At 69.4% G+C, this 24,580-nt stretch carries 28 protein-coding genes and 1 pseudogene; 16 read left to right on the forward strand and 13 right to left on the reverse strand.

The annotated features are described in order from the left end of the window. Nucleotides 1-42 precede the first annotated feature (42 nt). Nucleotides 43-1,722: an acyl-CoA mutase large subunit family protein gene (locus tag EI982_RS01365; RefSeq protein WP_157687784.1), complete on the forward strand. Its 1,680-nt coding sequence runs from the start codon at nucleotides 43-45 to the stop codon at nucleotides 1,720-1,722. A gap of 5 nt (nucleotides 1,723-1,727) precedes the next feature. Here the strand turns inward: EI982_RS01365 and EI982_RS01370 are convergent, their stop codons facing one another. Genes EI982_RS01370 through phnD form a run of 6 tightly spaced genes read right to left on the reverse strand, consistent with a single transcriptional unit; the run spans nucleotide 1,728 to nucleotide 6,307 of the window. Next, nucleotides 1,728-1,892: a hypothetical protein gene (locus EI982_RS01370; RefSeq protein ID WP_157687785.1), complete on the reverse strand. Its 165-nt coding sequence runs from the start codon at nucleotides 1,890-1,892 to the stop codon at nucleotides 1,728-1,730. Nucleotides 1,893-1,949: 57 nt separating this feature from the next. Further along, complete coding sequence (locus EI982_RS01375) at nucleotides 1,950-2,651, reverse strand: HAD family hydrolase (protein ID WP_157687786.1); 702 nt, start codon at nucleotides 2,649-2,651, stop codon at nucleotides 1,950-1,952. Nucleotides 2,652-2,690: 39 nt separating this feature from the next. Continuing rightward, entirely contained in the window at nucleotides 2,691-3,485 is a 795-nt protein-coding gene (gene phnE / locus EI982_RS01380) for a phosphonate ABC transporter, permease protein PhnE (protein ID WP_157687787.1), read from the reverse strand. Continuing rightward, nucleotides 3,485-4,285 carry a phosphonate ABC transporter, permease protein PhnE gene (gene phnE, locus EI982_RS01385; RefSeq protein ID WP_157687788.1) on the reverse strand — a complete coding sequence of 267 codons (801 nt, stop codon included), beginning with the start codon at nucleotides 4,283-4,285 and terminating at the stop codon, nucleotides 3,485-3,487. Before phnE (EI982_RS01385) ends, phnE (EI982_RS01380) begins: the two co-directional genes overlap by 1 nt. Before the next feature lies 1 nt (nucleotide 4,286). Then, the gene (phnC, locus tag EI982_RS01390) at nucleotides 4,287-5,132 is read right to left on the reverse strand and encodes a phosphonate ABC transporter ATP-binding protein (RefSeq protein ID WP_157687789.1); all 846 of its coding nucleotides are present in this window, start codon (nucleotides 5,130-5,132) and stop codon (nucleotides 4,287-4,289) included. After that, complete coding sequence (gene phnD / locus EI982_RS01395; protein WP_394352055.1) at nucleotides 5,129-6,307, reverse strand: phosphate/phosphite/phosphonate ABC transporter substrate-binding protein; 1,179 nt, start codon at nucleotides 6,305-6,307, stop codon at nucleotides 5,129-5,131. The genes phnC and phnD overlap by 4 nt, the downstream gene beginning before the upstream one ends. 255 nt (nucleotides 6,308-6,562) lie before the next feature. On the opposite strand from phnD, the gene EI982_RS01400 reads away from it, so the two are divergent. The 4 genes from EI982_RS01400 to menE all read left to right on the forward strand — a co-directional run bounded on the left by EI982_RS01400 (nucleotide 6,563) and on the right by menE (nucleotide 10,234). Then, nucleotides 6,563-7,867, forward strand: coding sequence for a right-handed parallel beta-helix repeat-containing protein (locus tag EI982_RS01400; protein ID WP_157687790.1), 1,305 nt, complete (start codon nucleotides 6,563-6,565; stop codon nucleotides 7,865-7,867). A 61-nt stretch (nucleotides 7,868-7,928) separates the two neighbouring features. Beyond that, the gene (locus EI982_RS01405) at nucleotides 7,929-8,225 is read left to right on the forward strand and encodes a hypothetical protein (protein WP_157687791.1); all 297 of its coding nucleotides are present in this window, start codon (nucleotides 7,929-7,931) and stop codon (nucleotides 8,223-8,225) included. Nucleotides 8,226-8,348: 123 nt separating this feature from the next. Beyond that, nucleotides 8,349-8,738, forward strand: coding sequence for a methylmalonyl-CoA epimerase (gene mce, locus EI982_RS01410; protein ID WP_157687792.1), 390 nt, complete (start codon nucleotides 8,349-8,351; stop codon nucleotides 8,736-8,738). Further along, nucleotides 8,735-10,234, forward strand: a complete 1,500-nt coding sequence (gene menE / locus EI982_RS01415) for an o-succinylbenzoate--CoA ligase (RefSeq protein ID WP_157687793.1) — start codon at nucleotides 8,735-8,737, stop codon at nucleotides 10,232-10,234. Before mce ends, menE begins: the two co-directional genes overlap by 4 nt. A gap of 54 nt (nucleotides 10,235-10,288) precedes the next feature. Here menE and EI982_RS01420 read toward each other — a convergent pair whose 3' ends face one another. Next, the gene (locus EI982_RS01420; protein ID WP_157687794.1) at nucleotides 10,289-11,575 is read right to left on the reverse strand and encodes an MFS transporter; all 1,287 of its coding nucleotides are present in this window, start codon (nucleotides 11,573-11,575) and stop codon (nucleotides 10,289-10,291) included. A 130-nt stretch (nucleotides 11,576-11,705) separates the two neighbouring features. On the opposite strand from EI982_RS01420, the gene EI982_RS01425 reads away from it, so the two are divergent. After that, nucleotides 11,706-12,155 carry a hypothetical protein gene (locus EI982_RS01425; protein ID WP_157687795.1) on the forward strand — a complete coding sequence of 150 codons (450 nt, stop codon included), beginning with the start codon at nucleotides 11,706-11,708 and terminating at the stop codon, nucleotides 12,153-12,155. A gap of 125 nt (nucleotides 12,156-12,280) precedes the next feature. Further along, on the forward strand, nucleotides 12,281-12,946 hold the full coding sequence (locus EI982_RS01430; RefSeq protein WP_157687796.1) for a helix-turn-helix domain-containing protein: 666 nt from the start codon (nucleotides 12,281-12,283) through the stop codon (nucleotides 12,944-12,946). On the opposite strand, the gene EI982_RS01435 is transcribed toward EI982_RS01430, so the two are convergent. Continuing rightward, nucleotides 12,943-13,269, reverse strand: coding sequence for a hypothetical protein (locus EI982_RS01435; RefSeq protein ID WP_157687797.1), 327 nt, complete (start codon nucleotides 13,267-13,269; stop codon nucleotides 12,943-12,945). The genes EI982_RS01430 and EI982_RS01435 overlap by 4 nt on opposite strands. An 89-nt stretch (nucleotides 13,270-13,358) precedes the next feature. On the opposite strand from EI982_RS01435, the gene EI982_RS01440 reads away from it, so the two are divergent. After that, nucleotides 13,359-13,568: a ribbon-helix-helix domain-containing protein gene (locus EI982_RS01440; protein WP_157687798.1), complete on the forward strand. Its 210-nt coding sequence runs from the start codon at nucleotides 13,359-13,361 to the stop codon at nucleotides 13,566-13,568. A gap of 129 nt (nucleotides 13,569-13,697) precedes the next feature. On the opposite strand, the pseudogene EI982_RS01445 reads toward EI982_RS01440, so the two are convergent. The 4 genes and pseudogenes from EI982_RS01445 to EI982_RS01460 all read right to left on the reverse strand — a co-directional run. After that, a pseudogene (locus EI982_RS01445) lies at nucleotides 13,698-14,105 on the reverse strand (hypothetical protein); the annotation flags it as partial. Between the two features lie 26 nt (nucleotides 14,106-14,131). Continuing rightward, nucleotides 14,132-14,809, reverse strand: coding sequence for a hypothetical protein (locus EI982_RS01450; protein ID WP_157687799.1), 678 nt, complete (start codon nucleotides 14,807-14,809; stop codon nucleotides 14,132-14,134). 44 nt (nucleotides 14,810-14,853) lie between these two features. Beyond that, nucleotides 14,854-15,147 (reverse strand): DUF5779 family protein, encoded by a 294-nt coding sequence (locus EI982_RS01455; RefSeq protein ID WP_157687800.1) that lies wholly within the window; start codon nucleotides 15,145-15,147, stop codon nucleotides 14,854-14,856. Nucleotides 15,148-15,201: 54 nt separating this feature from the next. After that, a complete protein-coding gene (locus EI982_RS01460) occupies nucleotides 15,202-15,576 on the reverse strand; it encodes a cupin domain-containing protein (RefSeq protein ID WP_157687801.1) in 375 nt (124 codons plus the stop codon). Between the two features lie 192 nt (nucleotides 15,577-15,768). Between EI982_RS01460 and EI982_RS01465 the strand changes: the two genes are divergently transcribed. The 8 genes from EI982_RS01465 (at nucleotide 15,769) to EI982_RS18210 (ending at nucleotide 24,029) form a co-directional block, all read left to right on the forward strand. Further along, nucleotides 15,769-17,019, forward strand: a complete 1,251-nt coding sequence (locus EI982_RS01465; RefSeq protein ID WP_233255333.1) for a LeuA family protein — start codon at nucleotides 15,769-15,771, stop codon at nucleotides 17,017-17,019. Nucleotides 17,020-17,359: 340 nt separating this feature from the next. Next, the gene (ilvB, locus tag EI982_RS01470) at nucleotides 17,360-19,123 is read left to right on the forward strand and encodes a biosynthetic-type acetolactate synthase large subunit (RefSeq protein ID WP_157687802.1); all 1,764 of its coding nucleotides are present in this window, start codon (nucleotides 17,360-17,362) and stop codon (nucleotides 19,121-19,123) included. Continuing rightward, nucleotides 19,120-19,710, forward strand: a complete 591-nt coding sequence (ilvN, locus tag EI982_RS01475) for an acetolactate synthase small subunit (protein WP_157687803.1) — start codon at nucleotides 19,120-19,122, stop codon at nucleotides 19,708-19,710. The genes ilvB and ilvN overlap by 4 nt, the downstream gene beginning before the upstream one ends. A gap of 4 nt (nucleotides 19,711-19,714) precedes the next feature. Beyond that, complete coding sequence (gene ilvC, locus EI982_RS01480) at nucleotides 19,715-20,758, forward strand: ketol-acid reductoisomerase (protein ID WP_157687804.1); 1,044 nt, start codon at nucleotides 19,715-19,717, stop codon at nucleotides 20,756-20,758. Between the two features lie 63 nt (nucleotides 20,759-20,821). Next, nucleotides 20,822-22,240: a 3-isopropylmalate dehydratase large subunit gene (gene leuC / locus EI982_RS01485; RefSeq protein ID WP_157687805.1), complete on the forward strand. Its 1,419-nt coding sequence runs from the start codon at nucleotides 20,822-20,824 to the stop codon at nucleotides 22,238-22,240. Next, a complete protein-coding gene (leuD, locus tag EI982_RS01490) occupies nucleotides 22,237-22,869 on the forward strand; it encodes a 3-isopropylmalate dehydratase small subunit (protein WP_157687806.1) in 633 nt (210 codons plus the stop codon). Before leuC ends, leuD begins: the two co-directional genes overlap by 4 nt. Next, complete coding sequence (locus tag EI982_RS01495; protein WP_157687807.1) at nucleotides 22,866-23,852, forward strand: isocitrate/isopropylmalate dehydrogenase family protein; 987 nt, start codon at nucleotides 22,866-22,868, stop codon at nucleotides 23,850-23,852. Before leuD ends, EI982_RS01495 begins: the two co-directional genes overlap by 4 nt. A 27-nt stretch (nucleotides 23,853-23,879) precedes the next feature. Beyond that, nucleotides 23,880-24,029, forward strand: coding sequence for a DUF7557 family protein (locus tag EI982_RS18210; protein WP_199243691.1), 150 nt, complete (start codon nucleotides 23,880-23,882; stop codon nucleotides 24,027-24,029). Here EI982_RS18210 and EI982_RS01500 read toward each other — a convergent pair. Next, complete coding sequence (locus EI982_RS01500; protein WP_157687808.1) at nucleotides 24,026-24,466, reverse strand: DUF5799 family protein; 441 nt, start codon at nucleotides 24,464-24,466, stop codon at nucleotides 24,026-24,028. The genes EI982_RS18210 and EI982_RS01500 overlap by 4 nt on opposite strands. Nucleotides 24,467-24,580: the final 114 nt, after the last annotated feature.

Here is a 24,580-nt window from a genome sequence, read left to right on the forward strand (position 1 = left end):
GGGTCTCGAAGGATTAAGGTCGCGGCGCTCCACCTTCCGCGCATGTTCGACCCCGACGACCTCGAACGGATCCGCGAGGCCAAGGCGGAGTGGGAGGACGACGCCTACGGGCCGACCGTGGATCGGTTCGGGGAGCGCAAGGAGGCGTTCACCACCGACACCGGCGGGCAGTCGGTCGACCCCCTCTATACGCCCGCCGACGTCGCCGACCTGGACTACGAGGCGGATCTGGGGTACCCGGGTCAGGAGCCCTACACCCGTGGCGTCTACTCGACGATGTACCGCGGTCGGCTGTGGACCATGCGTCAGTACGCGGGCATGGGGACCGCGACGGAGACCAACGAGCGGTTCAACTACCTGCTCGACGAGGGCCAGACCGGCCTCTCGATGGCGTTCGACCTGCCGACCCAGATGGGCTACGACTCCGACGCCACGATGGCCGCCGGCGAGGTGGGGAAGTCGGGCGTCGCCATCGACACCCTGCGGGACATGGAGACGGTCTTCGACGGTATCCCGCTCGACGAGGTGTCGACGAGCATGACGATCAACGCGCCTGCCGCCATCCTGCTCGCGATGTACGTCGCCATCGGCGACCAGCAGGGTGTCGATCGGGGGGAACTCCGGGGAACCATCCAGAACGACATCATGAAGGAGTACATCGCGCGCAACCTCTACATCTACCCGCCGGAGGCGTCGATGCGGCTGATCACCGACATCTTCGAGTTCTGTGCGACCGAGACGCCGAAGTTCAACACCATCTCGATCTCGGGGTATCACATCCGCGAGGCCGGGTCGACCGCGGCCCAGGAGATCGCCTTCACCCTCGGCAACGGCATCGAGTACGTCGAGGCCGCCCTCGACGCCGGCCTCGACGTCGACGAGTTCGCCCCACAGCTCTCCTTTTTTTTCAACGCCCACAACAACATCTTCGAGGAGGTGGCGAAGTTCCGCGCGGCCCGCCGGATGTGGGCCTCGATCATGGAAGAGCGGTTCGGTGCCGAGAACCCCAAATCGAAGCAGCTGAAGTTCCACACCCAGACCGGCGGCTCGACGCTGACCGCCCAGCAGATCGACAACAACGTCGTCCGCGTCGCCTACCAGGCGCTCGCCGCGGTGCTGGGCGGCACCCAGAGCCTCCACACCAACGGGAAGGACGAGGCGCTGTCGCTCCCGACCGAGAAGAGCGTCCGGACGGCGCTTCGCACCCAGCAGATCCTCGCCCACGAGTCGGGGGCGGCCGACACCATCGACCCCCTCGCCGGGAGCTACTACGTCGAGTCCCTGACGGACGAACTGGAGAGCGAGGCCCTCGATCTGCTCGACGAGATCGACGAACGCGGCGGCATGCTCGACGCGGTGAAGTCCCAGTGGGTGCAAGGGCAGATCCAGGACGTCGCCTTCGACCGCCAACAGGAGATCGAGGAGGGCGAGCGGATCATCGTCGGCGTCAACGAGTTCCGCGTCGAGGACGAGGACCCCGAGGTGGATCTAGAGGAGGTGACCGAGGAGGACGAACGCCGACAGATCGACCGCCTCGAGACGGTCCGGGCCGACCGCGACGACGAGGCGGTCGAGGCCGCACTCGCGTCCCTCCGGGAGACGGCCCGGGGCGACGACAACCTGCTCCCGCCCATCGTCGACGCGGTGAAGGCCTACGCGTCCGTCGGCGAGATAGCGAACGTCCTTCGCGACGAGTTCGGCGAGTACCAGCCCGGACGGTAGCCCGATCAGGGGGTAGCGACCGTCGACCCGTCGCGGCGGTCCAGCCGGTCGACGTACTCGTCGATGACCGTGCTCTTCCGGTGGTCGACCATCAGGTGGATCCGGAGTTCCGTCCGAGCGGACAGCGCCCGTGGACAGAGCGGACAGTCGATCGTGCCCGAATCATTCATGTTTTATCATTATATTCTAACGCGTGTCGGCTCTTATAGATTGCGGTGAGTGCGCACTCACCGCTCGAACAGCCGGTCGAGTTCGGTCAGCGACTCGATTTCGTGGGTGGGGTCGACACGCAGGGTCGCGTCGGCGTTGTGGTCACGACGGACGAACACGCCGTCGAGCCCGGCGCGTTCGGCCGCGACGACGTCGGTTTCGCGGTCGCCGACGTAGTATCCGGTCTCGGCGTCGAGGGCGTCCAGCGCCTCGTGCAGGTAGTGGGGATCCGGCTTGCGGCGGCGGAAGCCGTCGACCCCGGGGTCCCGGCCGCGGACGAAGGAGAAGGCGTCCAGTCCGTGGTGGTCGACGACGAACTCGACGGCCGGATCGTAGTTGTTGCTGACGACGCCGAGTGGGCGGCCGTCGGCCACCCGGTCGAGGGCGTCGACGTCGGGGTAGAGGCCGCGTTCGCCGGCCCGGAGGCGCTCGACGATCCGTCGGGCGCTGTGGCGCTCGCGCGCCGCGTAGAAGTCGACGGGGTCGACGCCGACTGCGCGACACGCCTCGACGAACGCGTCCGTGTACTCGTAGTTCCCGAGCGGCGCGCGGTGGCGCTCCGGCGGGTCGATCCCGTACTCCGCGAGCGTGTCGTCGCGGGCGTGTTCGTGGACGACGTCGTCGGCCCCGCGGCCCTCGATCAGGACGCCGTCCATGTCGAACAGCAGGGCACGGTCGGTCGTTCCGGTGTCCGTCCCTGGCGGGGTCGGCGGGCTCATGTGGGTTCCACTCCGTGCCGGAGTCGCTTCACGGTCACGCTATCGGACCAGCCCCCGGGCGCACGCCGAGATCACTTCGCTCGCGATCACGACCCCTAGGATCACGAGGAGAATGGTCGCCACGGACCCCCAGGCGAAGGCGTTGACCGCCCGGAACAGTTGGACGCCGATCCCGCCCGCCCCGACGAACCCGAGGATGGTTGAGTCGCGGACGTTGATGTCCCAGCGGTACACCGACAGTCCGACGAGCGCGGGTTTCACCTGTGGAAGGATACCGTACAGGAGCGTCTGGACGGGCGAGGCCCCCGCGGCCTCGACCGCCTCGACCTGTCCGAAGTCGATCTCCTCGATCTCCTCGCCGAGGAGCTTCCCGAGGAAGCCGACCGAACGGAAGGCGATAGCGACGGCACCGGCGAGGGGACCGGCGCCGAACACCACCACGAAGATCAGCGCCCAGACGATGGTGTTCACCGACCGGCTGACGGTCACGATCACCTTCCCGAGCCAGTAGGTCGCGCGGTTGGGCGTCGTGTTCTCGGCGGCGAGCAGGGCGACCGGCACCGCGAGCACCAGCGCGCCGGCGGTGCCCAGCGCGGCGATGTGGAGGGTCTCGATCAGCGGGGCGACGACCTCGCCCGCGTAGGCCACGTCCGGCGGGTACATCCGCGACAGGAGGTCGTTGACCTCCCGCGGAACCGTCTCGGCGGCCACGAGGCGCATATCGAGGAACTGCCACGAGCCGACGAAGACGACCAGCGCGACGAGCCAGCCGAGCGACCGGCCGAGCCGGCGGCGACGGTCGAACCGCCGCCACTCCCGCGTCTCGCTCGACATCACTGGTACCTCCGTCGGACGACCGCACTCACGCCCTCGGCGACGAGGACGACCAGGACGATGGCGAGCAGGATCGCCGAGACGTACTGGTAGTCGTAGCGGTTGAACGCGGTGAGCAGGACCGAGCCGATGCCGCCCGCGCCGACGATGCCGACGACGGTCGAGGTGCGGATGTTGATGTCCCAGCGGTACACCGACAGCCCGGCAAACCGGGGGACGATCTGTGGGACCACGCCGTAGCAGAGCGTCTGGAGGGGCGAGGCGCCCACCGCCCGGACGGCGTCGACGCTCCCGGCGTCGATATCCTCCAGGTCCTCCGCGAGCAGCTTCGAGAAGAACCCGACGGTCTTGAACGTGATCGTGACGATGCCCGCGAGCGGGCCGAGTCCGACCGCCTTCACCACGAGGATGGCGACGATGATGGCGTTGAACGCCCGCGAGATCGAGATGAACCCGCGGTTGAGGTAGTACAGCGGTCGGGGCGCGAGGTTCTCCGCGGCCATGAACGCGACGGGGACGCTGAGCGCGATGCCGGTGACCGTCGCCACCATCGCCATCGCGACGCTCTCGACCATCTTGTCGACGATGCGCTGGGCCTGTCGTGGCGTCGCGTCGGGCGGGAAGAAGTCGCCGAGGAGCGTCACCCCGCGGCCCAGTCCGCGGACGATCCGCGACGGGTCCGCACCGACTCCCCACGCGGACCACGCGAAGAAGGCCACGACGGCGGCGTACACTCCCCACTTGATCCCGCGGCGGCCGAAGACGGTCGGCCGCTGCCAGGTGCGCTCGCCCGCGGCCACGTCAGGACCCCCCGGGCACCGACCGCTCCGGTTCCTCCGGCACGCCGAGCGTCCGGTCGCCCGTCGACCCCTCGGTCGCCGTCGGCGACGGGTCCGATTCCGGCGGGTCCGCGCCGCGATAGACGCGGTCGAGGGCCCCCTCGTCCAGTTCCGCGGGCGTCCCCTCGAAGACGAGTTCGCCGTCGTGGAGGCCGACGACGCGGTCGGCGTGGTCCAACGCGAGGTCGACCTCGTGGATGTTGATGAGGACGGGGATTTCCCGCTCGGCCGCGATGTCGGTGAGAAGGTCCATCACGGTGTTCGACGTCTCGGGGTCGAGGCTTGAGGTCGGCTCGTCGACGAGGAGGATCTTCGGCTGCTGGATCACGGCCCGTGCGATGCCGACCCGCTGGCGCTGTCCGCCGGAGAGTTCGTCGACGCGTTTGTCCTCCATGTCCCCGAGGCCGACGCGGTCGAGGATCCCGTAGGCCCGCTCGACGTCCTCCGGCGGGAAGTCACGGCGGAAGGCGCGCCACGCGGAGACGTAGCCCAGCCGACCGGTGAGGACGTTCTCCATCACGGTGAGGCGCTCGACGAGGTTGTACTCCTGGAAGATCATCCCGATGTCGCGGCGGGCCGCCCGGAGTTCGTCGGCGTCGAGGGCGGTCAGCTCCGTCCCGTCGAGGCGCAGACTTCCGCTCGTCGGCTCCGTGAGCCGGTTGATACACCGGACGAACGTGCTCTTGCCCGCGCCGCTGGGGCCGATCATCGCCACCGTCTCGCTCCCCTCGATGGAGAGACTGACGCCCTTCAGCGCCTCGTCGCCGGTCGGGTACGTCTTCCGGAGGTCGGTCGCTTCGAGGGTCATTCGCTCAGCGTGCTCTGCGTGTACTCGACGCCGTTGTACCGCTGGATGACCATGATGTCGTACCAGTGGCGCCGGTACTCGATGGGGACGTACTCGTCGTAGCCGGTCCGCTCGGCGTAGGTGGTGCCCGCGAAATCGGAGTCGAGCCACGCCGCCTCGATGCCCTCGACGATGTCCGGGTGGAGATTGTACCGGTAGGCGATGGGGCCGTTGGGGAACGGCGCGGACGCCCAGACGACCTTGAACTGGTCGTAGCTGAGGTTACTGTCGCCCTCGACGGTGTCCTTGAAACAGGTCGAACAGATGGGGCCGGCGTCGTAGTCGCCGGCGGCGATGCCGCGGGTGGTCTGGGAGTGGCCGCCGGAGAAGTTGATCTCGTAATCCTCGCCCGCGGTCACGTCGAAGTACTGGTCGAACAGCGCGGAGGGGGCCTGGTGACCGGAGTTCGAGGCCGGTTCGGCGTGGGCCATCCGGACGTCGTCGTCCGCGAAGTCCTCGACGGACCGAATACCGCTCGCGTCCGCCCGCGTCGTGGCGAACAGGCGGTAGCCGAAAGCGCCGTCGGGGGCGACGCCGGCGGCGAAGGGCACCGCGCCACAGAGGTTGACCGCGAAACAGGTCGTCCCCGTCGAGAAGTTGGCGATGTGGGCGCGTTCCGAGCGCATCGCCTCGACGGAGGCGGCGTAGCTGTTGACCCGGTTGTACTCGACGGGCTTCCCGGTCTCCTCCTCGATCCGGTCGAACACCGCCTGGAAGTCCTCCTCGTAGCGACCCTCGACGTCTTCGCTCGGGCTCTCGGTGAAGATCAGCGTATCGGGGTCGAGGTACTCGCTCTCGTCCTCGGGAGCCTCGCGGACGGGGTCGCCGTGGGGTACCTCTTCGACCTCCCGGTTGCTCATGTTCTCCAGGTCCGACTGGCCACCGCGCTCGTAGCCCGACTCGATCAGCGGTCCCGAGAGGTAGTTGCGCTCCTCCCAGCCGGGCTCGGCGGGGTCGAACGATCCGGATTCCGCGAGCAGCGGGTCACCGGAGCCCGACGCGCCGCTCACGTCGTTGCTGCCGCTCTCGCCCCCGCCACCGCCGGTGCCGCCGGCACAGCCGGCCAGCCCGGTCGCTACGGCCGCCGCCGAGCATTTCAGGAACCGTCGCCGTCGTGCGGAGTGTTTCTCCGACATCGTGCGTGGCGAGTGACCGACCGACCATTAACTATTGTAATATTGATATATTCGTGTACGTAGCCGTACGCGAGGTTCGAACCGATCGAGAGGGCAACGTGGCCCTCGGTAGCACTATTGTGGACGACGGAGCCGGGCTGTGTGTCGGGGACGGTTCGAAGCGTTCCCCGCGGTTCCCACCGCTCCGGAGCCGACCGTGAGCGTCCGGACGGCTATTATATAGGGTTAAGGACGGATCGGGCACAGGCCGGAGCGATGGCAGACGACACCAGCGATACGGGACTCGCACGCGTCGCCGACTGGCGGTCGACCCGGCGGTCGTTCGTCGCCGGCGTCGGGTCGGCGGCCGGCCTCGGCGCGTTCACCGGTACCGGCGTGGCTCAGCGGGGCGGAGGTCCGGGACGGCCCGGCGCCACGTACTTCGTCTACCGGGAGAACGGCCAGTACCGCGTGACCGACGGGACGGGCGTCGCGTTCCGGACGACGGCGGACCGCAACGCCGAGGAGGCGTTCCAGTACGCGTTCGACGCCATCCCGGCGAGCGGCGGGACCGTCGTCGCCGCCGCGGACACGTTCCGCTTCGGCGGCCCGGCCACGCTCGGCGACGACACCGCACTGACCGGGCAGCGGGGCACGCGGTTCGTCGGGTCGCGGATCGGTCGGCGCGACGACCCGCTCCCGAGCGACGACCAGGAGAATCCCCTGCCGCGCGGTCACGACCTGATCCGGATCCGCGGCGACGACGTCGCCGTCACGAACGTCGAGTTCGACGGTGCGGGCACGCAACTGGACAGCCACGCCGTCCAGGCCGACGACGCCACCGGCGTCCTGATCGGGAACAACCGGACGGTCAACGGCTTCCAGATGGCGCTCTCCTTCACCGGCTGTGAGAACGTGGTCGTGCGCGGCAACGAGGTGGTGAACCCGAACTGGTACGGGATCACGAGCCGTGGCGCACCCGAAGGCGGGGAGCGCGACCTGAAGCGCTCGACCGACGTGGTCGTCGCGGAGAACCGCGTCTCGGGGATGAAGTTCAACAACATCGCCACCTACAACGTCAGCAACTTCAGCGTCGTCGGCAACGTCGTCTTCGACGGCGGCCACAGCCTGATCGCGTGCTCGCCGGCCCAGCAGGGGACCATCGTCGGCAACGTCTGTCGGAACTTGAACAAGTTCGGGGGCGACCCCGGCGGCGAGGCGGGGATCGAGATAGAGTACAAGGAGACCCACCTCAGCGAGGCCGTCGCCGGCACGCCCGAGGCGACGTCGTACGACGTCACCGTCTCGGGTAACGGGATCGAGAACTGCGAGGTCGGGTTCGTCGCCCGGACGGTTCCCGCCGACCCCGAGGACACCGCGGCACGCGAGGGGAGACGACCGCACAGTTTCACCGTCACCGGCAACGCGATCAACGACTGTGCGGCCGCGGGGATCCGGATCCGGTCGGGAGAGGCGGGCGTGATCGCCACGAATACGATTCGGAACGCCGGCACCCCCATCGACGTCGACGAGGAGTACACCGAGGACGTCCGGCGGGACCTGAACGTGACACGTTCCTGACCGGACGCACGAACCCGTTCGGGGGACAACGTTTAGTCACCACCGTCCTTTCTCCGGACCGATGAGCGAGACCGGACCGCCTGGAGACGACCTCGATCGGGATACGATCACGGGCAACGACATCGCCAACTGGCTGAACGCGAACGGCCCCGAGTGGGTGCTGCGGTTCGAACCCATCGGCGACGACGCGGAGTATCTCGGGTTCGTCGACGGACGGTTCAAACTCGCAGCCGACGACGAGGTCATCCCCATCGCCCTCGATTACTTCTCGGAGCTTGCGGATCGCACCCGGACGGTCGAGCTCGTCTCCGTCGAGGACTCCCCGTTCGCGACGGACGACGAGGCCGACGAGTCCTGATACCGTTTATTGGAAGTCGTCACCGGTGGTTCGCCCGACTGTCTTGGCGAACCACCGGTGAACAGTTACGATATCCGTACGAGGCCACGCAGGCTATTTGGTCGCGGACGCGGGAGTGGGCGTATGCGCTTCGATCACCTCGGCGTCGCCACGCGGGACGTCGACCGGTTCGCCGACCTGTTCGGGGGCCTCCTCGACGTTCCCGTGGCCCACCGCGAGCGGTTCGACGGCCTCGATGTGAGCTTCCTCGACCTGGGGAACGGCTATCTGGAACTGCTCGAACCGACCGACGACGCGGGACCGGTCGCCCGCTCGCTGGAGCGTGACGGCCCCGGCATCCACCACGTCGCCTTCGAGACGGCGGATTTGGCCGCCGCGCTCGACGCGGCGCGGGCACACGGCGTCGAACTCGTCGACGAGGAACCCCGGCCGGGCGCCTGGGGCCACCGGGTCGCCTTCCTCCACCCCGAATCGACCGGTGGCGTCCTCGTGGAGTTCGTCGAGGGCGAATGAACGATCCGCTCGACTACCGGGCCGACGTGAGCCCGGACGCGACGGCGCTCGTCGACGCCGACGCCGACGAGCGGTGGACGGTCGCCGACCTCGATTCGGCCGTGGAGCGGACCGCCGGTCGCCTCGCGGCGCTCGGCGTCCGTCCCGGCGACCGCCTCGCCGTCGTGCTCCCGCCCCGCGTGGCCACCGTCCGGGTGCTCCACGCGGCGCTCCGCCTGGGCGCCGTCACCGTCCCCCTCGGCCACCGGCTTACGTCCGCCGAACTCGCCACCAACCTGGACCGGGCGGCGGCGACGACCGTGATCTGTGCGGCGACGACGGCCGACCGGGCGGTCGCGGCGGCCGAGGAGGCCGGCGGCGTCCCCGTGGTCTCCGTCGACGACGCGACGACCGAGGGCGTGACCGCGCTCGACGCCCGCACCCCGGACGCCGTCGTCCCGCACGACTGGGCGCTCGACGCGACGGTCCTGATCCCGTTCACCTCCGGGACGACGGGCGATCCGAAGGGTGTGCGATTGACCCTCCGGAACCTCCTGGCGAGCGCCGCCGCCTCCGCCGTCCGCCTCGGCCTCGACCGCGCGGAGACGTGGCACGTCGCGCTCCCCCTGCACCACGTCGGCGGCCTCACGCCCACCTTCAGGATGCCGCTGTACGGCATGACGGTCGTGCTCCGGGAGTCGTTCGACGCCGCGGCCGTCGCCGACGACTTCGAGCGCTACGACGTGACCGCCACGTCGCTGGTGCCGACGACGCTCGACCGACTGCTCGACGCGACGTCGGGGTCGCTCGGGGACTCCCTCCGTGCGGTCCTGCTCGGGGGTGCGCCCGCCACCGAGGCGACGCTCGACCGGTGTGCGGATCGGGACGTCCCGGTCTTCCCCACCTACGGCATGACCGAGACGGCGTCACAGATCGCGACGGCGACGCCGGCCGAGGCACGTGAGTATCCGGGGACCGTCGGCCGGCCGCTGCTCTGGACCGAGGTGACCGTCCGCGGCGACGACGGCGAGGTGCGGCCGCCCGGCGAGGTGGGCGAACTCGTCGTCGACGGGCCGACGGTGACGCCGGGCTACCTCGGCGACAGCGGGGGTGACGCGCTCGGTACCGACGGCCTGCGGACCGGCGACGTGGGCTACCGCGACGCCGACGGCCGCCTGTGGGTTATCGGGCGGGTCGACGACCGGATCGTCACCGGCGGGGAGAACGTCGCCCCCGCCGAGGTGGCCGAGCGGCTTCGGACCCACCCCGACGTGGCCGACGCGGCGGTCGTGGGCGTCCCCGACGAGGAGTGGGGGGAGCGCGTCGCCGCGCTGGTCGTCCCCCGCGGGGATGCCGACCCCTCGGCGGCCGAACTCGACGCCCACTGCCGGGAGTCGCTGGCGGGGTACAAGGTCCCGCGGACGATCCGGTTCGCGGAGTCGATCCCGCGAACCGACTCGGGGACCGTCCGCCGCGAGGCGGTGCGGGAGCGGTTGCGGGAGTATAGTAGCGATTGAAACTGTTTGCACAGCCGACCGTACGCAGTACTGCGATCGGCTGTGTAATGACTTTCAATCGCTACTATAGCCGGCGACGCCGTTCTCGGCGGCCGAGACGCGGCGTTCGAGCGCGAACACCCCGACGGCCAGGCCCACACAGCCGACGATCAGCGTCGGCCACAGCAGGGCGGCGAGGCCGAAATCGAAGAAGGCGCCCCCGAGGGCGGCGCCGCCGCCCATCCCCAGGCGCTTGGCGACCTCGATCAGCGAGAGCCGCGACCCCCGCTCGTCCGCGTGGCCCAGGTCGCTCGCCAGCGACGTGACCAGCGGCGAGTGGAGCACCTCGCCGACGGTCCGGAGGACGAGGAAGGCCGCGAGCAAGCCGACGCCGAGGAGCGTCGTTCCCCGCGCGGTCGACCCGACGCCGACGGCCGCGAGGAGGGTGGGCGTCCAGTCGACGGCCACGACGGCGAGGAAGCTGACCGCCCAGAAGGCCGTCGACGCGACGAGGCCGCGCGTCCGTCGCCACCCCGAGACGGCGGCCAGCACCGGCATCTGGAAGACGACGAGGACGAGCGGGTTGAGGACGTAGAGCGTACCGATCTCCGCGGAGTCGAGCCCAAGCGTCTCGCTGGCGACGACGGGTACCGTCGCCTGCATCTGGGCGTACATGACCGCGAACCCGACGTTGAGACCGGCGAGCGCGAGGAGTCGGCGCTGGGAGATGGCCCGCCCCCAGTCGCCGACGCTCTCCGAGAGGGTGGCGGCCGCTCGTCCCTCGTGGACCCGCGGGAGGGCGGCGAGGAGGACGACGGCGACGACGGCGGAGGTGAGGCCGTCGGCGACGAAGACGGCCGTGTCGGCGAACTCGTAGAGCACGCCGCCGACGACGAACCCGGAGCCGAAGCCGACGTTGCTGGCGACCTTCAGGAGGCCGTAGCCGCGCTCGCGTTCCCCCGCGTCCGTGAGATCCGCGATCATCGCCTGACTCGCGGGGGCGTACAGCCCCGTCGTCAGACCCGCGGCCGTCGCGACGGCGACGAACCCCGCGCCCGTGGCGACGAGGGCGTACGCCGCGAGCGTGAACGCCGAGAGGGCCATGCTCCCGACCATCACCGGCCGCCGGCCGTAGCGGTCGGCGAGGTAGCCGCCGACGGCCGTCCCCGTCGCCGTGGCGACGTTGTTCGCGAGCAGGCCCAGGCCGACGACGCTCAGCGGGAGCCCCACCTGCAGGTGGAAGTGGATGCTCGCGAAGGGGTAGACCAGCCCCGATCCGAAGACGTTGATGAGACGCCCCCCGGCCACGGCGTAGACCGGCCGCCGGAAGCCACGGACGGCGTCGAGCGTCGATCCGAACACGTCACGGCGTCCGTCTCGCCCCTACGTGAACGGTTCGTTTCCGTGGCGCCCCGCGACCCCCGGCACGGGATCGACCCCCGTCCACGGATTCGCCGACACGGTTTCCTCCCGTGGGCGACGTGTCCACCCGATGCCCTCCCCGTCCCGTCGAACGATCCTCCGCGGTGCGTCCCTCGCCGTCCTCGGGAGTCTCGCCGGGTGTGCAGGCCGGTTCGGGAACTCGCCGTGGCTCGGCGAACTCGGCGCCACGAACCGCGACGCGCGACCGCACACGATCCACGTCCTCCTGCTCGAAGCCGACTCGCCGGTCTACTGGACGTCGAAGCGCGTCCCGGCCGCCGGGCCGGACGGTCTGGGGACGGCGACCTTCGAGGGGTATCCTGACGGCGTCGAACCGGACCGCCTGCTCGTCCGTCCGGACGGTCGGCCCCTCGCGGCGGCCGAGCGGTTCGACTTCGCCGAGTCCGACGCCGACTGCCTCGGACTCGACGTCGAGATCGGCGACGGACGCCCGCCGTCGCTGTCGATCTGGTACACGGCGGGGAGCGCCCCGTGCCGGACGACGGGACCCCCCGAGTGAGGGACCGTCGACCGTGCCGCGAACCGCTCCGAACGTCCTCGGAGCGCGCTCGATCCCCGGCGCTCCCGGCGAACATATTCGGGCAAACCGCCGTGTGAACGGATGACGTTCGTCCGAACACGTCCATGCCCTACGCCAAACTCACCATCGATCTGCCGTCCGCGGTCTGGATCGGGGAAGTCTCCCGGGCGTTCCCGTCGACGACGTTCCGGGTACTCTCGGCGGTCCCGTCGGGGGACGCCGGGTTCGGCCTGCTCGAAATCGAGAGCGAGGGGATGCCCGCCGTCCTCGACGCGCTGGAGGATCGCTCGGGCATCTCCTCGCTGGCACTGATGCAACGGACCGACGACACCGCCATCGTCCAGTTCGAGACGAGTGAACCGCTGCTCCTCCTGTCGATTCAGGAGTCGGGGGCCCCGATCGAACTCCCCCTCACGATCAGGGACGGCGAGGCGGTCATCGAACTCACGGCCTCGCGGGACCGGCTCTCGGAGTTCGGCCGCCAACTCGAGGCCTTCGGGATGTCCTACACCCTCAATCGGGTCTACGATACCTCGGAGTCGCCGGACCTGCTCACCGACGGGCAACAGGAGTTGCTCGTGACGGCCGTCGAGATGGGGTACTACGACACGCCGCGGGAGAGCACGCTGACCGAAGTCGCCGAGGCGGCCGATCTGGCGAAGTCGACGGCGAGTGTCACGCTCCACCGGGCCGAGGAGCGCGTGGTCAAGGAGTTCGTCACCGAGCGGCTGGACGTGGCCCTCGACGAAGCGCCACAGGCCGTGAGCTAGAAGGGGAGGATCGAACGCAGGCGGCCGAGGAGGCTCCCGCCCGTCGAGACGCGGTACTCCTCGAAGACGGGATGGAGCAGGTCGAGCAGTTCGGATTCGGAGTCGAAGTCCCGCTTGGGGAGCGCCTCCATCGCCTCCGAGAGCGCGACCGTGTTGCCGGCGGCGTCGTACGGCACGTCCGGATCGCCGAGCGCGCGGACGAGCTCGTCCTCGGTCGCGGGGAACTCCACCTCCGCCCGGTCGAGGTGGCCGACCAGCGCCGCGATGCCGAACTCGACCGAATCAGGTGACGACGTGTCCTGCTGGGGCGGCCTGGCTGCCATTACCGGGGGTTGTCGGCGAACCACTAAAAACGACCGCCATTCCGCTTCGTCACGGAGAGTATAACCCACCCGCGCCCCTGGGTTCGGGCATGACCGAGTACACGACGGTCTCGATCCCGAAGGAACTCGGGGATCGGGTCGAGGAGACCATCGAAGGCACCAGTTTCTCCAGCACGAGCGACCTGGTCCGCTTCCTGCTCCGGAGCATCGTCATCCAGCACCAGCGTCGCGGCGAGTTGACCGAAGCGGAGTTCGAGGAGATCGCCGACCAGTTGGCCGACCTCGGCTACCTCGACTGATACTGTTTATTGTAAGTCATTACCGGTGGTTCGCGGGACCGTCTCGGCGAACCACCGGCAACCAGTTACAATAATCCGTATGAGGCGGACCGTCGGCGGGGCGGGCCGGGACACCCACTCGACGCCCGCTCAGTCGGGCAGCGACTCGACGGGTGGCTCGGCGTCGACGACGGTCAGTTCCAGGCGTCGCCCCCGGCGGTCGAAGGCGAGCAGGTCCTCCCACGGCGGCACCGCGAGCAACACGACGCCCGCGAGGTCGTCGCGGCGGGTGAGCTCCGCGGGCCCCTGCGGGTGGCTGAGAAAGCGGGCACGCCCCCGGCCCGCGGGCGTCCCGAGGTCGACGCCGAACACGTCGCTGACGGCTCGCCCCGCCGCGGGGAAGTAGACGTGACTGAGGACCGGCGTCGACGGGTCGAACTCCAACTCGGCGTCGAACTCGTCGGCGGTCGTCGCATCGAGGACGAGGTTCACGGACGCGGGCTCGGCGTCCGCGGCGCGTTCGAGCAGCATCTCGACCAATCCCCGAGTGGCGTAGACCGCGGTTCGGTCCGTGCGGTCGCGAGTCACCCCAGCACCATCTCGCGGAGCATATTCGCGTACGCGGCGGGCAGTCGGCGTCGCGCGCCGTCGAGGGCGTCCCGGAGCGCGTCGCCCGCGTCCGTGACGACGCCCTCCCCGTGGCCGACGAGCACCCGCTCGGGATCGAAGTCGGCGAGCGCCCGGCGGGGGGGAATCGGTCGGAGCATCGGGTGGACCCCGAGGCGTTCCGACCCGGCCCGGAAGAAGGAGGCGGTGCCAACGGCCTCGGGCACCAGGAGCGTCTCGTCCGTGTAGAGTGCAGCCTCCTGCCACGGCGGCAGGGAGGCGTCGCGGACCCGACGGACGCGGTAGCCCGAGTCCCCGAGTTCGGCGCCGAACCGCTCGACGGGCACGTCGAACGACGGCGCCACCCCGTCCATCCACTCGGGGATGTAGACGGGTGCATCGTGGCGGGCGGCGACCGTCCCGGCGTCGCGCTCGTGGCGGTCGAGACAGACCGCGACGCCGGCGACGTCGCCCAACTCCGCGAGCAGGTCGTCGAGTCCCGGCGCGTCGACCGGATCGACGACCCACACCCCGTCGTCGCCGACGAGGGCGTGGCTCGCCCGTTGCATCCGCTCGTCGGGGTAGGCGATCCAGCCGACGCCGCCGTCCCAGCGGTCGATCTCTCGCAGGTCCGGGTGACCCCCCTTCAGTGGCATACCCCTCCGTGGGGGCGGGACGCGCTTAAACCCTCGATCCGCCGCTAGGAGAGTCGGTCGGTGTCGATGCCGACGTCCGGTGGCGTCACGACGAGGAAGCCACGGAAGCGCATCAGCGTCCCGCCGGCGTCCCTGACCTCGCGGGCGAACCCGGCGGCGAGCCGATTCAGGTCCCCGTCGACGTCCAACACGAGGACGTCGCCGCCCTCGACGGCCGTGATCCACTCGGCCGGATCGGTGGTCCCGTCGAGGACACCGAGGATCACCTCCGAACCGCCGTCCTCCCCACCCTCGAGTTGCTCCTCCGCGTTGCGGAGGTCGAGGTCGAACTCGCTCATGGCCAAACGGTCGCGGGGGCGCGAGAAAAGCGTTCGGGCGTCGCGAGGCGCCGATCAGTCGGGATCGAACTCGCCGCGCCGGAGCCCCTGCCGGACCGGTTCGTGTTCGGCGTCCGTCGGCGGGGGCGCGGTCACGACGAGCGCCTCCAGGCGCCGGTCGCCGTCGGCCTTGATCCCCCGCGGCGTGTCCGCCGGAACGACGACGGCGTCACCGGGTTCGACCCGGTGGGACGTCTCGTCCTCGCGGACGACGCCCGTGCCCGCCCTGACCGAGACGACGAGGTCGCTCCCCGGTGCGTGGACCGGGATGAACTGTCCCGGTTCGAAGTAGACGCGGAGCACCTTCGCCCGGTCGCTCTCGAAGGTGGTCTTCGCGGTGAACCGGTCGTCGTCGTACTCGCGTCCGGCCTCGAAGTCGATCAGTGGCATGGTGGACACTCCCCGCCGCTTCCCGAGAGGGTTTCCCCCGAACGTGTTCGTGCTTGTGGAACGAATCGCCCGCGGGTTCGCCGCCGGTCGGTAACCTCTCCGACAGCCGAGGGGAACGAATCGACGGACGAAACCGGGATCGTCGCGAACGGATCAGGCGGCTGATGATGCGGGCCACAGGGACAACTTTTTATATCGGGGGCGTCCTCTGGTAGGATACAATGTCTAACGACATGGAGGATTCGTCGGAGACCCCGGCGGATCGAGTTCTTCCAGGGCACGTTGGCCCGCACCGGTGAAATCGACGGTGTACGAATTTTCGACACGACGCTACGAGACGGTGAGCAGTCGCCACGCACGTCGTTCAGTTACGACGAGAAGCGAGACATCGCCGAAGTACTCGACGACATGGGCACCCACGTCATCGAAGCGGGGTTCCCGGTCAACTCGGACGCCGAGTTCGAGGCCGTTCGGGACATCTCGAACGCCACCGACACGACGGTGTGTGGCCTCGCCCGCGTCGTCGACAAGGACGTCGAGGCGGCGATCGATTCGGGCGTGGAGCTGGTCCACGTCTTCGTGAGCACGAGCGACGTGCAACTGCAGGACTCCATGCACGCCTCCCGCGAGGAGGCGGTCGAGCGCGCGGTCAGTTGCGTCGAGCGCGTGAAGGAGGCGGGCGTGGAGTGCATGTTCTCGCCGATGGACGCCACCCGGACCGACGACGACTTCCTCGTCGAGATGGTGGAGTCGGTCAGCGAGGCGGGAACCGACTGGATCAACATCCCCGACACGTGTGGGGTCGCGACCCCCACTCGCTTCATGGACCTGGTGCGGATGGTCCGTGAGAACACCGACGCGCGGGTCGACGTGCACGCACACGACGACTTCGGCCTGGCGACGGCCAACGCCATCGCCGGGTTCGAGGCCGGCGCCGCGCAGGCACAGGTGTCGGTCAACGGCATCGGCGAACGCGCCGGCAACGCGGCCTTCGAGGAGGTCGTGATGGCCTCCGAGGCGCTGTACGACGTCGACACCGGCATCGACACCACCCGGATCACGGAGCTGTCCCGGATGGTCGAGGAGTACAGCGACATCCCCAACCCGCCGAACAAGCCCGTCGTGGGACGGAACGCCTTCTCCCACGAGAGCGGCATCCACGCCGCGGGCGTCATCGAGAACTCGGACACGTTCGAGCCGGGCGTGATGACCCCCGAGATGGTGGGTGCCACCCGGGAGTTCGTGCTCGGGAAGCACACGGGGACCCACTCGGTGCGCAAGCGCCTCGAGGAGATCGGCTACGCCCCGACCGACTCGGAGGTCCGGGCCGTCACGCGACTGGTCAAGGACTACGGCGCGGACAAGGAGCGCGTCACGATGGCGGACCTCCGGCGGTTCGCCCGCGAGGAGAACGTCACGCGCGAGGAGGAGGTTCGCGCCTGATGGGGCCACGCCCGCTCGCTCCACCCGTGGAGCGGCGGGTGGCCCCCCGTCCGACAGACCGCGACGGAAAGCGTTATACGCTCGGAGTGGGATCCAACGGGTACGATGCGAGGGTTCGACGTCGACCGCAGTCAGGCCGCGAGCGCCGGCCCCTCCGGGGGCCGCCAGCGCGGAGTCGGCGGTCCGGTCGAGCCCATTGTAGGGGCTGTATAGCCCCTCATCACCCACTATCCTCTCCGGCACACGTACCGTCCACAGGGAGCCAGACGGCCACTCGACCAATGACCCACACACACAGGCAGCGACGGAGGCACCGTCACCGACCGACCGAGACAGGACCATGAGCGAACGAACGACCAAACAGCGGGAGACCGAGGAGACGACCGACGCCAAGGGTGGCGACGGCGCGCCGACGACCGTCACGTCCGGCGCGACGTCCACCGTGCGCGCCCTGGAGAACGCTGGCATCGAGACCATGTTCGGGGTGCAGGGCGGCGCGATCATGCCGGTGTACGACGCCCTCTGGGGGTCGGACATCGACCACGTGATGATGGCCCACGAGCAGGGGGCGGCCCACGCCGCCGACGCCTACAACGTGGTGTCGGGGCGGCCGGGCGTCTGTTTGGCCACCTCGGGGCCCGGCGCGACCAACCTCGTGACGGGCATCGCGGACGCGAACATGGACTCCGACGCCGTGGTGGCGTTGACCGGCCAGGTGCCACAGACCATGGTCGGCAGCGACGCCTTCCAGGAGACGGACACCACGGGCATCACCGCACCGATCACGAAGAACAACTACTTCGCGAGCGACGCCGACACCGTCGGCGACACCGTCGGCGAGGCGGTGGCCCTCGCGGGTAGCGGTCGCCCGGGGCCGACGCTCGTCGACCTCCCGAAGGACGTGACGAACGACGAGACGGACCGCGAACCGGGGATGCCACAGACGCCGGAGACGTACACGCCCCAGGAGGAGGCCGACCCCGAGGCCGTCGAGACGGCCGCGAACGCCATCGAGTCGGCCGACCGGCCGCTCCTCCTGTTCGGCGGCGGCGTCACGAAAGCCGGCGCCAGCGAGGAGGCGCGGGCCTTCGCCACCGAGTACGAGGTTCCGGTCGTGACGACGATGCCCGGCATCGGGACCATGCCCGAGGACCACGAACTCTGTCTGTCGTGGGCGGGGATGCACGGCACCGGCTACGCCAACATGGCGATCAACCACACCGACCTCCTGATCGCCGTGGGTACCCGCTTCGACGACCGACTCACGGGCGGCATCGACACCTTCGCCCCCAACGCGGAGGTGATCCACGTCGACATCGACCCCGCGGAGATCAGCAAGAACATCCACGCGGACTACCCACTGATCGGCGACGCGGGGAGCGTCCTCGAACAACTCCACGACGCGGTGTCCGAGGCGCCCGACGCCGACGAGTGGCGCGAGCAGTGCCAGACCTGGAAGTCGGAGTACCCGATGGACTACGCGGCGCCGGACGACGAGCCGCTGAAACCGCAGTTCGTCGTCGAGGCGCTGGACGAGGCCACGAGCGACGAGGCCATCGTCACCTCGGGCGTCGGCCAGCACCAGATGTGGGCGTCCCAGTACTGGACGTTCCGCGAGCCGCGCAAGTGGATCTCCTCGCACGGCCTGGGGACGATGGGCTACGGGCTCCCCGCGGCCATCGGCGCCCGTCTGGCCGCCGACGACGGCGAGGAAGTCGTCTGCATCGACGGCGACGGCTCCTTCCTGATGACGGTCCAGGAGCTCTCGGTCGCGGTGCGTGAGGACCTCGACGTCACGGTCGCCATCCTGAACAACGAGTACATCGGGATGGTCCGCCAGTGGCAGGACGCCTTCTTCGAGGGGCGCCACATGGCCGCCGGCTACAGCTGGATCCCGGAGTTCGACAAGCTCGCGGAGGCCTTCGGCGCCCGCGGCTGGCGCGTCGACGACTACGACGAGGTGGCCGACGCCGTCGAGGAGGCGCTCTCCTACGACGGGCCCTCGGTGATCGACTTCCACATCGATCCCGCGGAGAACGTCTACCCGATGGTGCCGAGCGGCGGTGCGAACGACCAGTTCGCCCTCTCGGAGGACCAACTATGAGCGGCGGACTGGAGGGGCCGCCGCCCGAGGAGCGCCAGTCGCCGGACGGACGGCGCAACTCCCAGGGCATCCGCATCGACCCCGAGGTGGAGGCGGAGCCGGAGAGCCGGCGGGCCGTCCTCTCGGCGCTCGTGAAACACGAGCCGGGGGTCCTGGCCAACGTCTCCGGGCTCTTCCGCCGGCGGCAGTTCAACATCGAAAGCCTGACCGTCGGTCCGACCACCGATGGGGACCGGGCGCGGATCACCCTCGAGATCGACGAGCCCGAACCGGGCATCGAACAGGCGAAAAAGCAACTCCAGAAGCTCGTCCCGGTCATCGCCGTCACGGAGCTCGAACCCGACGCCATCCGGCGCGAACTCGCCTTGATCAAGGTCGACGGGAGCGCCCCCGACCAGGTGGGTGCGGTGGCGGAGATGTACGACGGCAAGACCGTCGACGTCTCCCGGGAGTCGGTGACGGTCGAGATCACGGGCAGCGAGCAGAAGATCGACGCCGCCGTCGAGACGTTCGGGCGGTTCGGCATCCACGAGATCGTCCGAACCGGCACCGCGGCGCTCGAACGCGGCACGCGAAAGACGACATAACACAATGAGCGAAACAGAGTTCACCACACCGGTATACTACGACGACGACGCGAACAGGGACGCAATCGCCGACAAGACCGTGGCCGTCCTCGGCTACGGCAGCCAGGGGCACGCCCACGCCCAGAACCTCGACGACAGCGGGATCGACGTGGTCGTCGGTCTCCGGAAATCCTCGGACTCGTGGGCGCAGGCCGAGAACGACGGCCTGCGCGTGGCGACCCCGGACGACGCCGCCGCGGAGGCGGACGTCGTCTCGATGCTCGTCCCCGACACCGTCCAGCCGGCGGTGTTCGAGGCCATCAGCGACGGCCTGGAGGAGGGCGACACCCTCCAGTTCGCCCACGGGTTCAATATCCACTACAACCAGATCCACCCGCCCGAGGGCGTCGACGTGACGATGATCGCGCCCAAGACGCCGGGCCACCTCCTCCGGCGAAACTACGTCGAGGATACGGGCACGCCCGCCCTCCTCGCCGTCTACCAGAACACGACCGGCGAGGCCAAGGAGGAGGCGCTCGCGTACGCTCAGGCCATCGGCTGTACCCGCGCCGGCGTCGTCGAGACCTCATTTAAGGAGGAGGTCGAGACGGACCTGTTCGGCGAACAGGCCGTCCTCTGTGGCGGCATCACGTCGCTCATCAAGAAGGGCTACGAGACGCTCGTCGACGCGGGCTACAGCCCCGAGATGGCCTACTTCGAGTGTCTCAACGAGATGAAGCTGATCGTCGACCTGATGTACGAGGGCGGGATGGCCGAGATGTGGAACTCGGTCTCCGACACCGCCGAGTACGGCGGCCTCGCGGTCGGGCCGGACATCGTCGGCGAGGGCGTCCGCGAGAACATGGACGAGGCGCTGGAGCAGGTCCAGAACGGCGAGTTCGCCCGCGAGTGGATCGCGGAGAACCAGGCCGGCCGCCCGAGCTACACCCAGCTCCACCGGGCCGATCGGAACCACGACATCGAGGAGGTCGGCGCCCGACTGCGCGCGCTGTTCTCCTGGGCCGACGAGGAGGCCCCGGAGGAGGCAGAGGCCCCGGCCGATGACTGATCGGACGGGAACGGCCGTCGCCGGTCGGTCGACGCGCGAGACGCCGACGAGGATCCGACGACGATGAGCGAAGGTACGCTGTACGACACGGTGTGGGACCGACACAAGGTCGCGGATCTGCCGAACGGGCAGGACCAGCTGTTCATCGGCCTGCACCTCATCCACGAGGTGACCAGCCCCCAGCCGTTCTCGGAGCTCCGGGAGCGGGGCATCGAGGTTCCCTACCCCGAGCGCAACGTCGCCACGGTGGATCACATCGTGCCGACCAGGCCGGAGGGTCGCGAGCGTCCGCTGGCCGACGAGTCCGCCGAGGGGATGCTCACCGCACTGGAGCGAAACACCGGCGAATCGGGCATCCAGTTCTACGGGCTGGACTCCGAGAAGCAGGGCATCACCCACGTCGTCGCACCCGAGTTGGGGCTGACCCAGCCGGGGATGACCGTCGTCTGTGGCGACTCCCACACCGCCACCCACGGCGCCTTCGGCGCCATCGCCTTCGGCATCGGCACCAGTCAGGTCCGAGACGTGCTGGCCTCGCAGTGTGTCGCCGCCGACAAGGCCGACGTGCGACGCGTCGAGGTCGACGGTCGGCTCGGTCCGGGCGTCCACTCGAAGGATCTGATCCTGAAGATCATCGCCGAACTCGGCGTCGACGGCGGCGTCGGCTACGTCTACGAGTACGGCGGCGAGGCGATCCGCGACCTCTCGATGGAGGAGCGGCTCGCGGTGTGTAACATGTCCATCGAGGGCGGCGCCCGCGCGGGCTACATCAACCCCGACGAGACCACCTACGAGTTCCTGCGGGGCCGCGAGTTCGCCCCCGAAGGCGAGGCCTTCGAGGAGCGCAAGGCGTACTGGGAGTCGATCAAGAGCGACGACGACGCCGAGTACGACGACGTGGTCAACCTCGACGCGAGCGATCTGGAGCCGATGGTCACTTGGGGAACGACCCCCGGGCAGGCCGTCGGCGTCTCGGACCCCGTCCCCGCGCCCGCGGATCTGCCGGAGGGGAAACGCGAGGCCGCCCGCACCGCCCAGGACCACACGGGCGTCGAACCCGGCGAGCCGATGGCCGGCTACGACATCGACGTGGCCTTCCTCGGCACGTGCACGAACGGCCGCGTGAGCGACTTCCGCGAGGCCGCGGCCGTCCTCGAGGGCCGCGAGGTCCACGACGACGTGCGCGCGCTCGCGGTGCCCGGCTCACAGACGGTGAAATCGAAGCTCGAAGCCGAAGGGGTCGACGAGACTTTCCGCGAAGCGGGCTTCGACTGGCGCGAGGCGGGCTGTTCGATGTGTCTGGCCATGAACGACGACTCCCTGGAGGGCGACGAGCGGTGTGCGTCCTCCTCGAACCGCAACTACGTGGGTCGACAGGGGAGCAAGGACGGCCGGACCGTGCTGATGAGCCCCGCGATGGTGGCCGCCGCCGCCGTCGAGGGGGAAGTGACGGACGTGCGCGAGATGGAGGTGAGCGCATGAGTGACGACGGTGGCGACGACGGCGTCGGCGTCGAGGAGATGAAGGTGCGCCGCGTCGCCGGGACGGGCGTCCCCGTCCGCGGCGACGACATCGACACCGACCAGATCATCCCCGCACGGTTCCTCAAGACGACGACCTGGGAGGGGATGGACCAGTACGCCTTCTACGACGCCCGCCGTGACGACGACGGCGAACTCAACGACCACCCCTTCAACGAGTACCGGGGCGCGAACGTCCTCGTCGTCAACGACAACTTCGGCTGTGGCTCCTCGCGGGAGCACGCGCCGCGGGCGCTCGCCCGCTGGGGCGTCGAGGCCATCGTCGGCGAGTCCTTCGCGGAGATCTTCGCGGACAACTGCAAGTCGCTGGGTATCCCGGCGGCGACGACCGACCCGGAGACGGTCGCCGAGTTACAGGACTTCATCGAGGCGAACCCCGAGGCGGGGATCGAACTCGACGTGGTCGGGGAGACGGTCACCTACGACGGGAAGACCGTCGACGTCGACATCGACGAGGCGATGCGCGGTGCGCTGGTGCAGGGCATCTGGGACACCGTTGCCCTGCTCCGGTCGAACATGGACGCCATCGACGGGACGGCGGCCGACCTGCCGTACGTCGAGTCGCGATGAGCGAGACCGTCGCGGTGATCCCGGGCGACGGCATCGGTCACGAGGTCGTCCCTGCGGCCCTGGAGGTGCTCGATTCCGTCGCCGACGTCGAGTTCGTCCACGTGGAGGCCGGGGACGCCGTCGCCGAGCGGACGGGTGACCCGCTACCCGCGGAGACCCTGGAGGCGGTCACGGACGCCGACGCGACGCTGTTCGGCGCGACCGGCGAGACGTCGGCGGACGTGATCCTCCCGTTGCGGGATGCCGTCGACTCCTTCGTCAACGTGCGCCCGGCGCGGACCTACCCCGGCGTCGACGCCGTGCAACCCGAGACGGATCTGGTGATCCTCCGGGAGAACACCGAGGGGGTCTACGCGGGCATCGAGAACCGTCTCTCGGCGGACGTCTCGACCCTGACGCGGCTGGTGACCCAGTCCGCATCCCGGCGGTTCGCCGAGTTCGCCTGTGAGTACGTCGAGTCGAACGGGCTGGACGGCTTCACGATCGCTCACAAGAACAACGTGATGCGCGTCACCGACGGCCTCTTCGTCGACACCGTACGCGAGGTGGCCGCCGAACGCGGCGTCGACGCCGACGACGCGTACATGGACGCGATGGCGACACACCTCGCGATGGATCCCGGGCAGTACGACGTGATCGTCTGTCCGAACCTGGCGGGGGACATGCTCTCGGATCTGGCCGCCGGCCTCGTCGGCGGCCTCGGCCTGTTGCCCAGCGCGAACGTCGGGGCCGAGCGGGGTATCTTCGAACCCGTGCACGGCTGTGCGCCCGACATCGCAGGTGAGGGAATCGCCAACCCGACGGCGACCATCCTCTCGGCCGCGATGCTCCTCGAGTTCCTCGGGGCCGACGCGGCGGCCCGTGACGTGCGGACGGCCGTCGAGTCGACGCTCGCCGACGGGCCGCGGACGCCGGACCTCGGCGGGACGGCGACCACCGACGAGGTGGCCGCGGCGGTCGTCGACCGGCTCCCCGAAGGTTAAGATGGCTCGCCGCCTTCGTCCGAACGTATGCCACAGATCCATCTCGACGACGAGACTGTCGCCCGACTCGACGAACTTCGCCAGGAGGACGAGGAGTACGACGAGATCGTCACCGAACTCATCAACATCTACGAGGCCGAGGAGCTGACGCTGTTCCACAGCGGCGACGAGGTCTAAGCCGTTCCGTCGCTGTACGCCTCGCGGACCTCCGTCCACTTGCCGTGGTCTTCGAGCCGCGCTTGGAGTTCGGCGGCGTACTCCCCGACGAGTCGCTCGGCGGCGTCGAGCCGTTCCTCCTCGTCGTCGTCGCCGAGGCCGAGCGCGCCGCGGACGGCGTCGAGGACGCCGGTGCCGCTGTCCCCCTGTGGTGTGCCGCCGGCGGGACCCGCACCCTGTCCGACCTTCTCCAACTCCGGCATCATCTGCGGGAGGTTCTCCGTGTCGGGGACGATCCGTGCCCGCTCCGGATCGTCCGGATGCTCGATCTCGAACTCGACGGCGGTCATGATCAACCCCCACTCCTGGTTCGAGAACTCCGAGGCACGGACCCGATCGCTGAACTCCCGGTCGACCGCCATCCGGTCGCTGACGATCCTATCGGTCCAGTTCGACATGTCGCGCCGTACGGCGAGCCAACGTATCAGCGTTTCCCACGACGCCGCGCGTACGTGCCGCCGATCCCACGCGTAACTTATGGATGAGACGGGGATACCGCATCCCCGGAATAC

This window comes from Haloplanus salinarum (assembly GCF_009762275.1).
In the GTDB taxonomy this organism is placed as follows: Archaea; Halobacteriota; Halobacteria; order Halobacteriales; family Haloferacaceae; genus Haloplanus; species Haloplanus salinarum.

Excerpts from the sequence above, each read along its gene's own strand:
- menE (WP_157687793.1), top strand. The coding sequence starts at position 8,735 with ATGAACGATCCGCTCGACTACCGGGCCGACGTGAGCCCGGACGCGACG.
- ilvN (WP_157687803.1), top strand. The coding sequence starts at position 19,120 with ATGAGCGGCGGACTGGAGGGGCCGCCGCCCGAGGAGCGCCAGTCGCCG.
- leuD (WP_157687806.1), top strand. The coding sequence starts at position 22,237 with ATGAGTGACGACGGTGGCGACGACGGCGTCGGCGTCGAGGAGATGAAG.
- EI982_RS01405 (WP_157687791.1), top strand. The coding sequence starts at position 7,929 with ATGAGCGAGACCGGACCGCCTGGAGACGACCTCGATCGGGATACGATC.
- phnC (WP_157687789.1), bottom strand. The coding sequence starts at position 5,132 with ATGACCCTCGAAGCGACCGACCTCCGGAAGACGTACCCGACCGGCGAC.
- leuC (WP_157687805.1), top strand. The coding sequence starts at position 20,822 with ATGAGCGAAGGTACGCTGTACGACACGGTGTGGGACCGACACAAGGTC.
- EI982_RS01430 (WP_157687796.1), top strand. The coding sequence starts at position 12,281 with ATGCCCTACGCCAAACTCACCATCGATCTGCCGTCCGCGGTCTGGATC.
- mce (WP_157687792.1), top strand. The coding sequence starts at position 8,349 with ATGCGCTTCGATCACCTCGGCGTCGCCACGCGGGACGTCGACCGGTTC.
- EI982_RS01450 (WP_157687799.1), bottom strand. The coding sequence starts at position 14,809 with ATGCCACTGAAGGGGGGTCACCCGGACCTGCGAGAGATCGACCGCTGG.
- ilvB (WP_157687802.1), top strand. The coding sequence starts at position 17,360 with ATGAGCGAACGAACGACCAAACAGCGGGAGACCGAGGAGACGACCGAC.
- EI982_RS01440 (WP_157687798.1), top strand. The coding sequence starts at position 13,359 with ATGACCGAGTACACGACGGTCTCGATCCCGAAGGAACTCGGGGATCGG.
- EI982_RS01425 (WP_157687795.1), top strand. The coding sequence starts at position 11,706 with ATGCCCTCCCCGTCCCGTCGAACGATCCTCCGCGGTGCGTCCCTCGCC.
- EI982_RS01500 (WP_157687808.1), bottom strand. The coding sequence starts at position 24,466 with ATGTCGAACTGGACCGATAGGATCGTCAGCGACCGGATGGCGGTCGAC.
- phnD (WP_394352055.1), bottom strand. The coding sequence starts at position 6,307 with ATGTCGGAGAAACACTCCGCACGACGGCGACGGTTCCTGAAATGCTCG.
- ilvC (WP_157687804.1), top strand. The coding sequence starts at position 19,715 with ATGAGCGAAACAGAGTTCACCACACCGGTATACTACGACGACGACGCG.
- EI982_RS01375 (WP_157687786.1), bottom strand. The coding sequence starts at position 2,651 with ATGAGCCCGCCGACCCCGCCAGGGACGGACACCGGAACGACCGACCGT.
- EI982_RS01495 (WP_157687807.1), top strand. The coding sequence starts at position 22,866 with ATGAGCGAGACCGTCGCGGTGATCCCGGGCGACGGCATCGGTCACGAG.
- EI982_RS01370 (WP_157687785.1), bottom strand. The coding sequence starts at position 1,892 with ATGAATGATTCGGGCACGATCGACTGTCCGCTCTGTCCACGGGCGCTG.
- EI982_RS01400 (WP_157687790.1), top strand. The coding sequence starts at position 6,563 with ATGGCAGACGACACCAGCGATACGGGACTCGCACGCGTCGCCGACTGG.
- EI982_RS01435 (WP_157687797.1), bottom strand. The coding sequence starts at position 13,269 with ATGGCAGCCAGGCCGCCCCAGCAGGACACGTCGTCACCTGATTCGGTC.
- EI982_RS01460 (WP_157687801.1), bottom strand. The coding sequence starts at position 15,576 with ATGCCACTGATCGACTTCGAGGCCGGACGCGAGTACGACGACGACCGG.
- phnE (WP_157687787.1), bottom strand. The coding sequence starts at position 3,485 with ATGTCGAGCGAGACGCGGGAGTGGCGGCGGTTCGACCGTCGCCGCCGG.
- EI982_RS01455 (WP_157687800.1), bottom strand. The coding sequence starts at position 15,147 with ATGAGCGAGTTCGACCTCGACCTCCGCAACGCGGAGGAGCAACTCGAG.
- EI982_RS01365 (WP_157687784.1), top strand. The coding sequence starts at position 43 with ATGTTCGACCCCGACGACCTCGAACGGATCCGCGAGGCCAAGGCGGAG.
- EI982_RS18210 (WP_199243691.1), top strand. The coding sequence starts at position 23,880 with ATGCCACAGATCCATCTCGACGACGAGACTGTCGCCCGACTCGACGAA.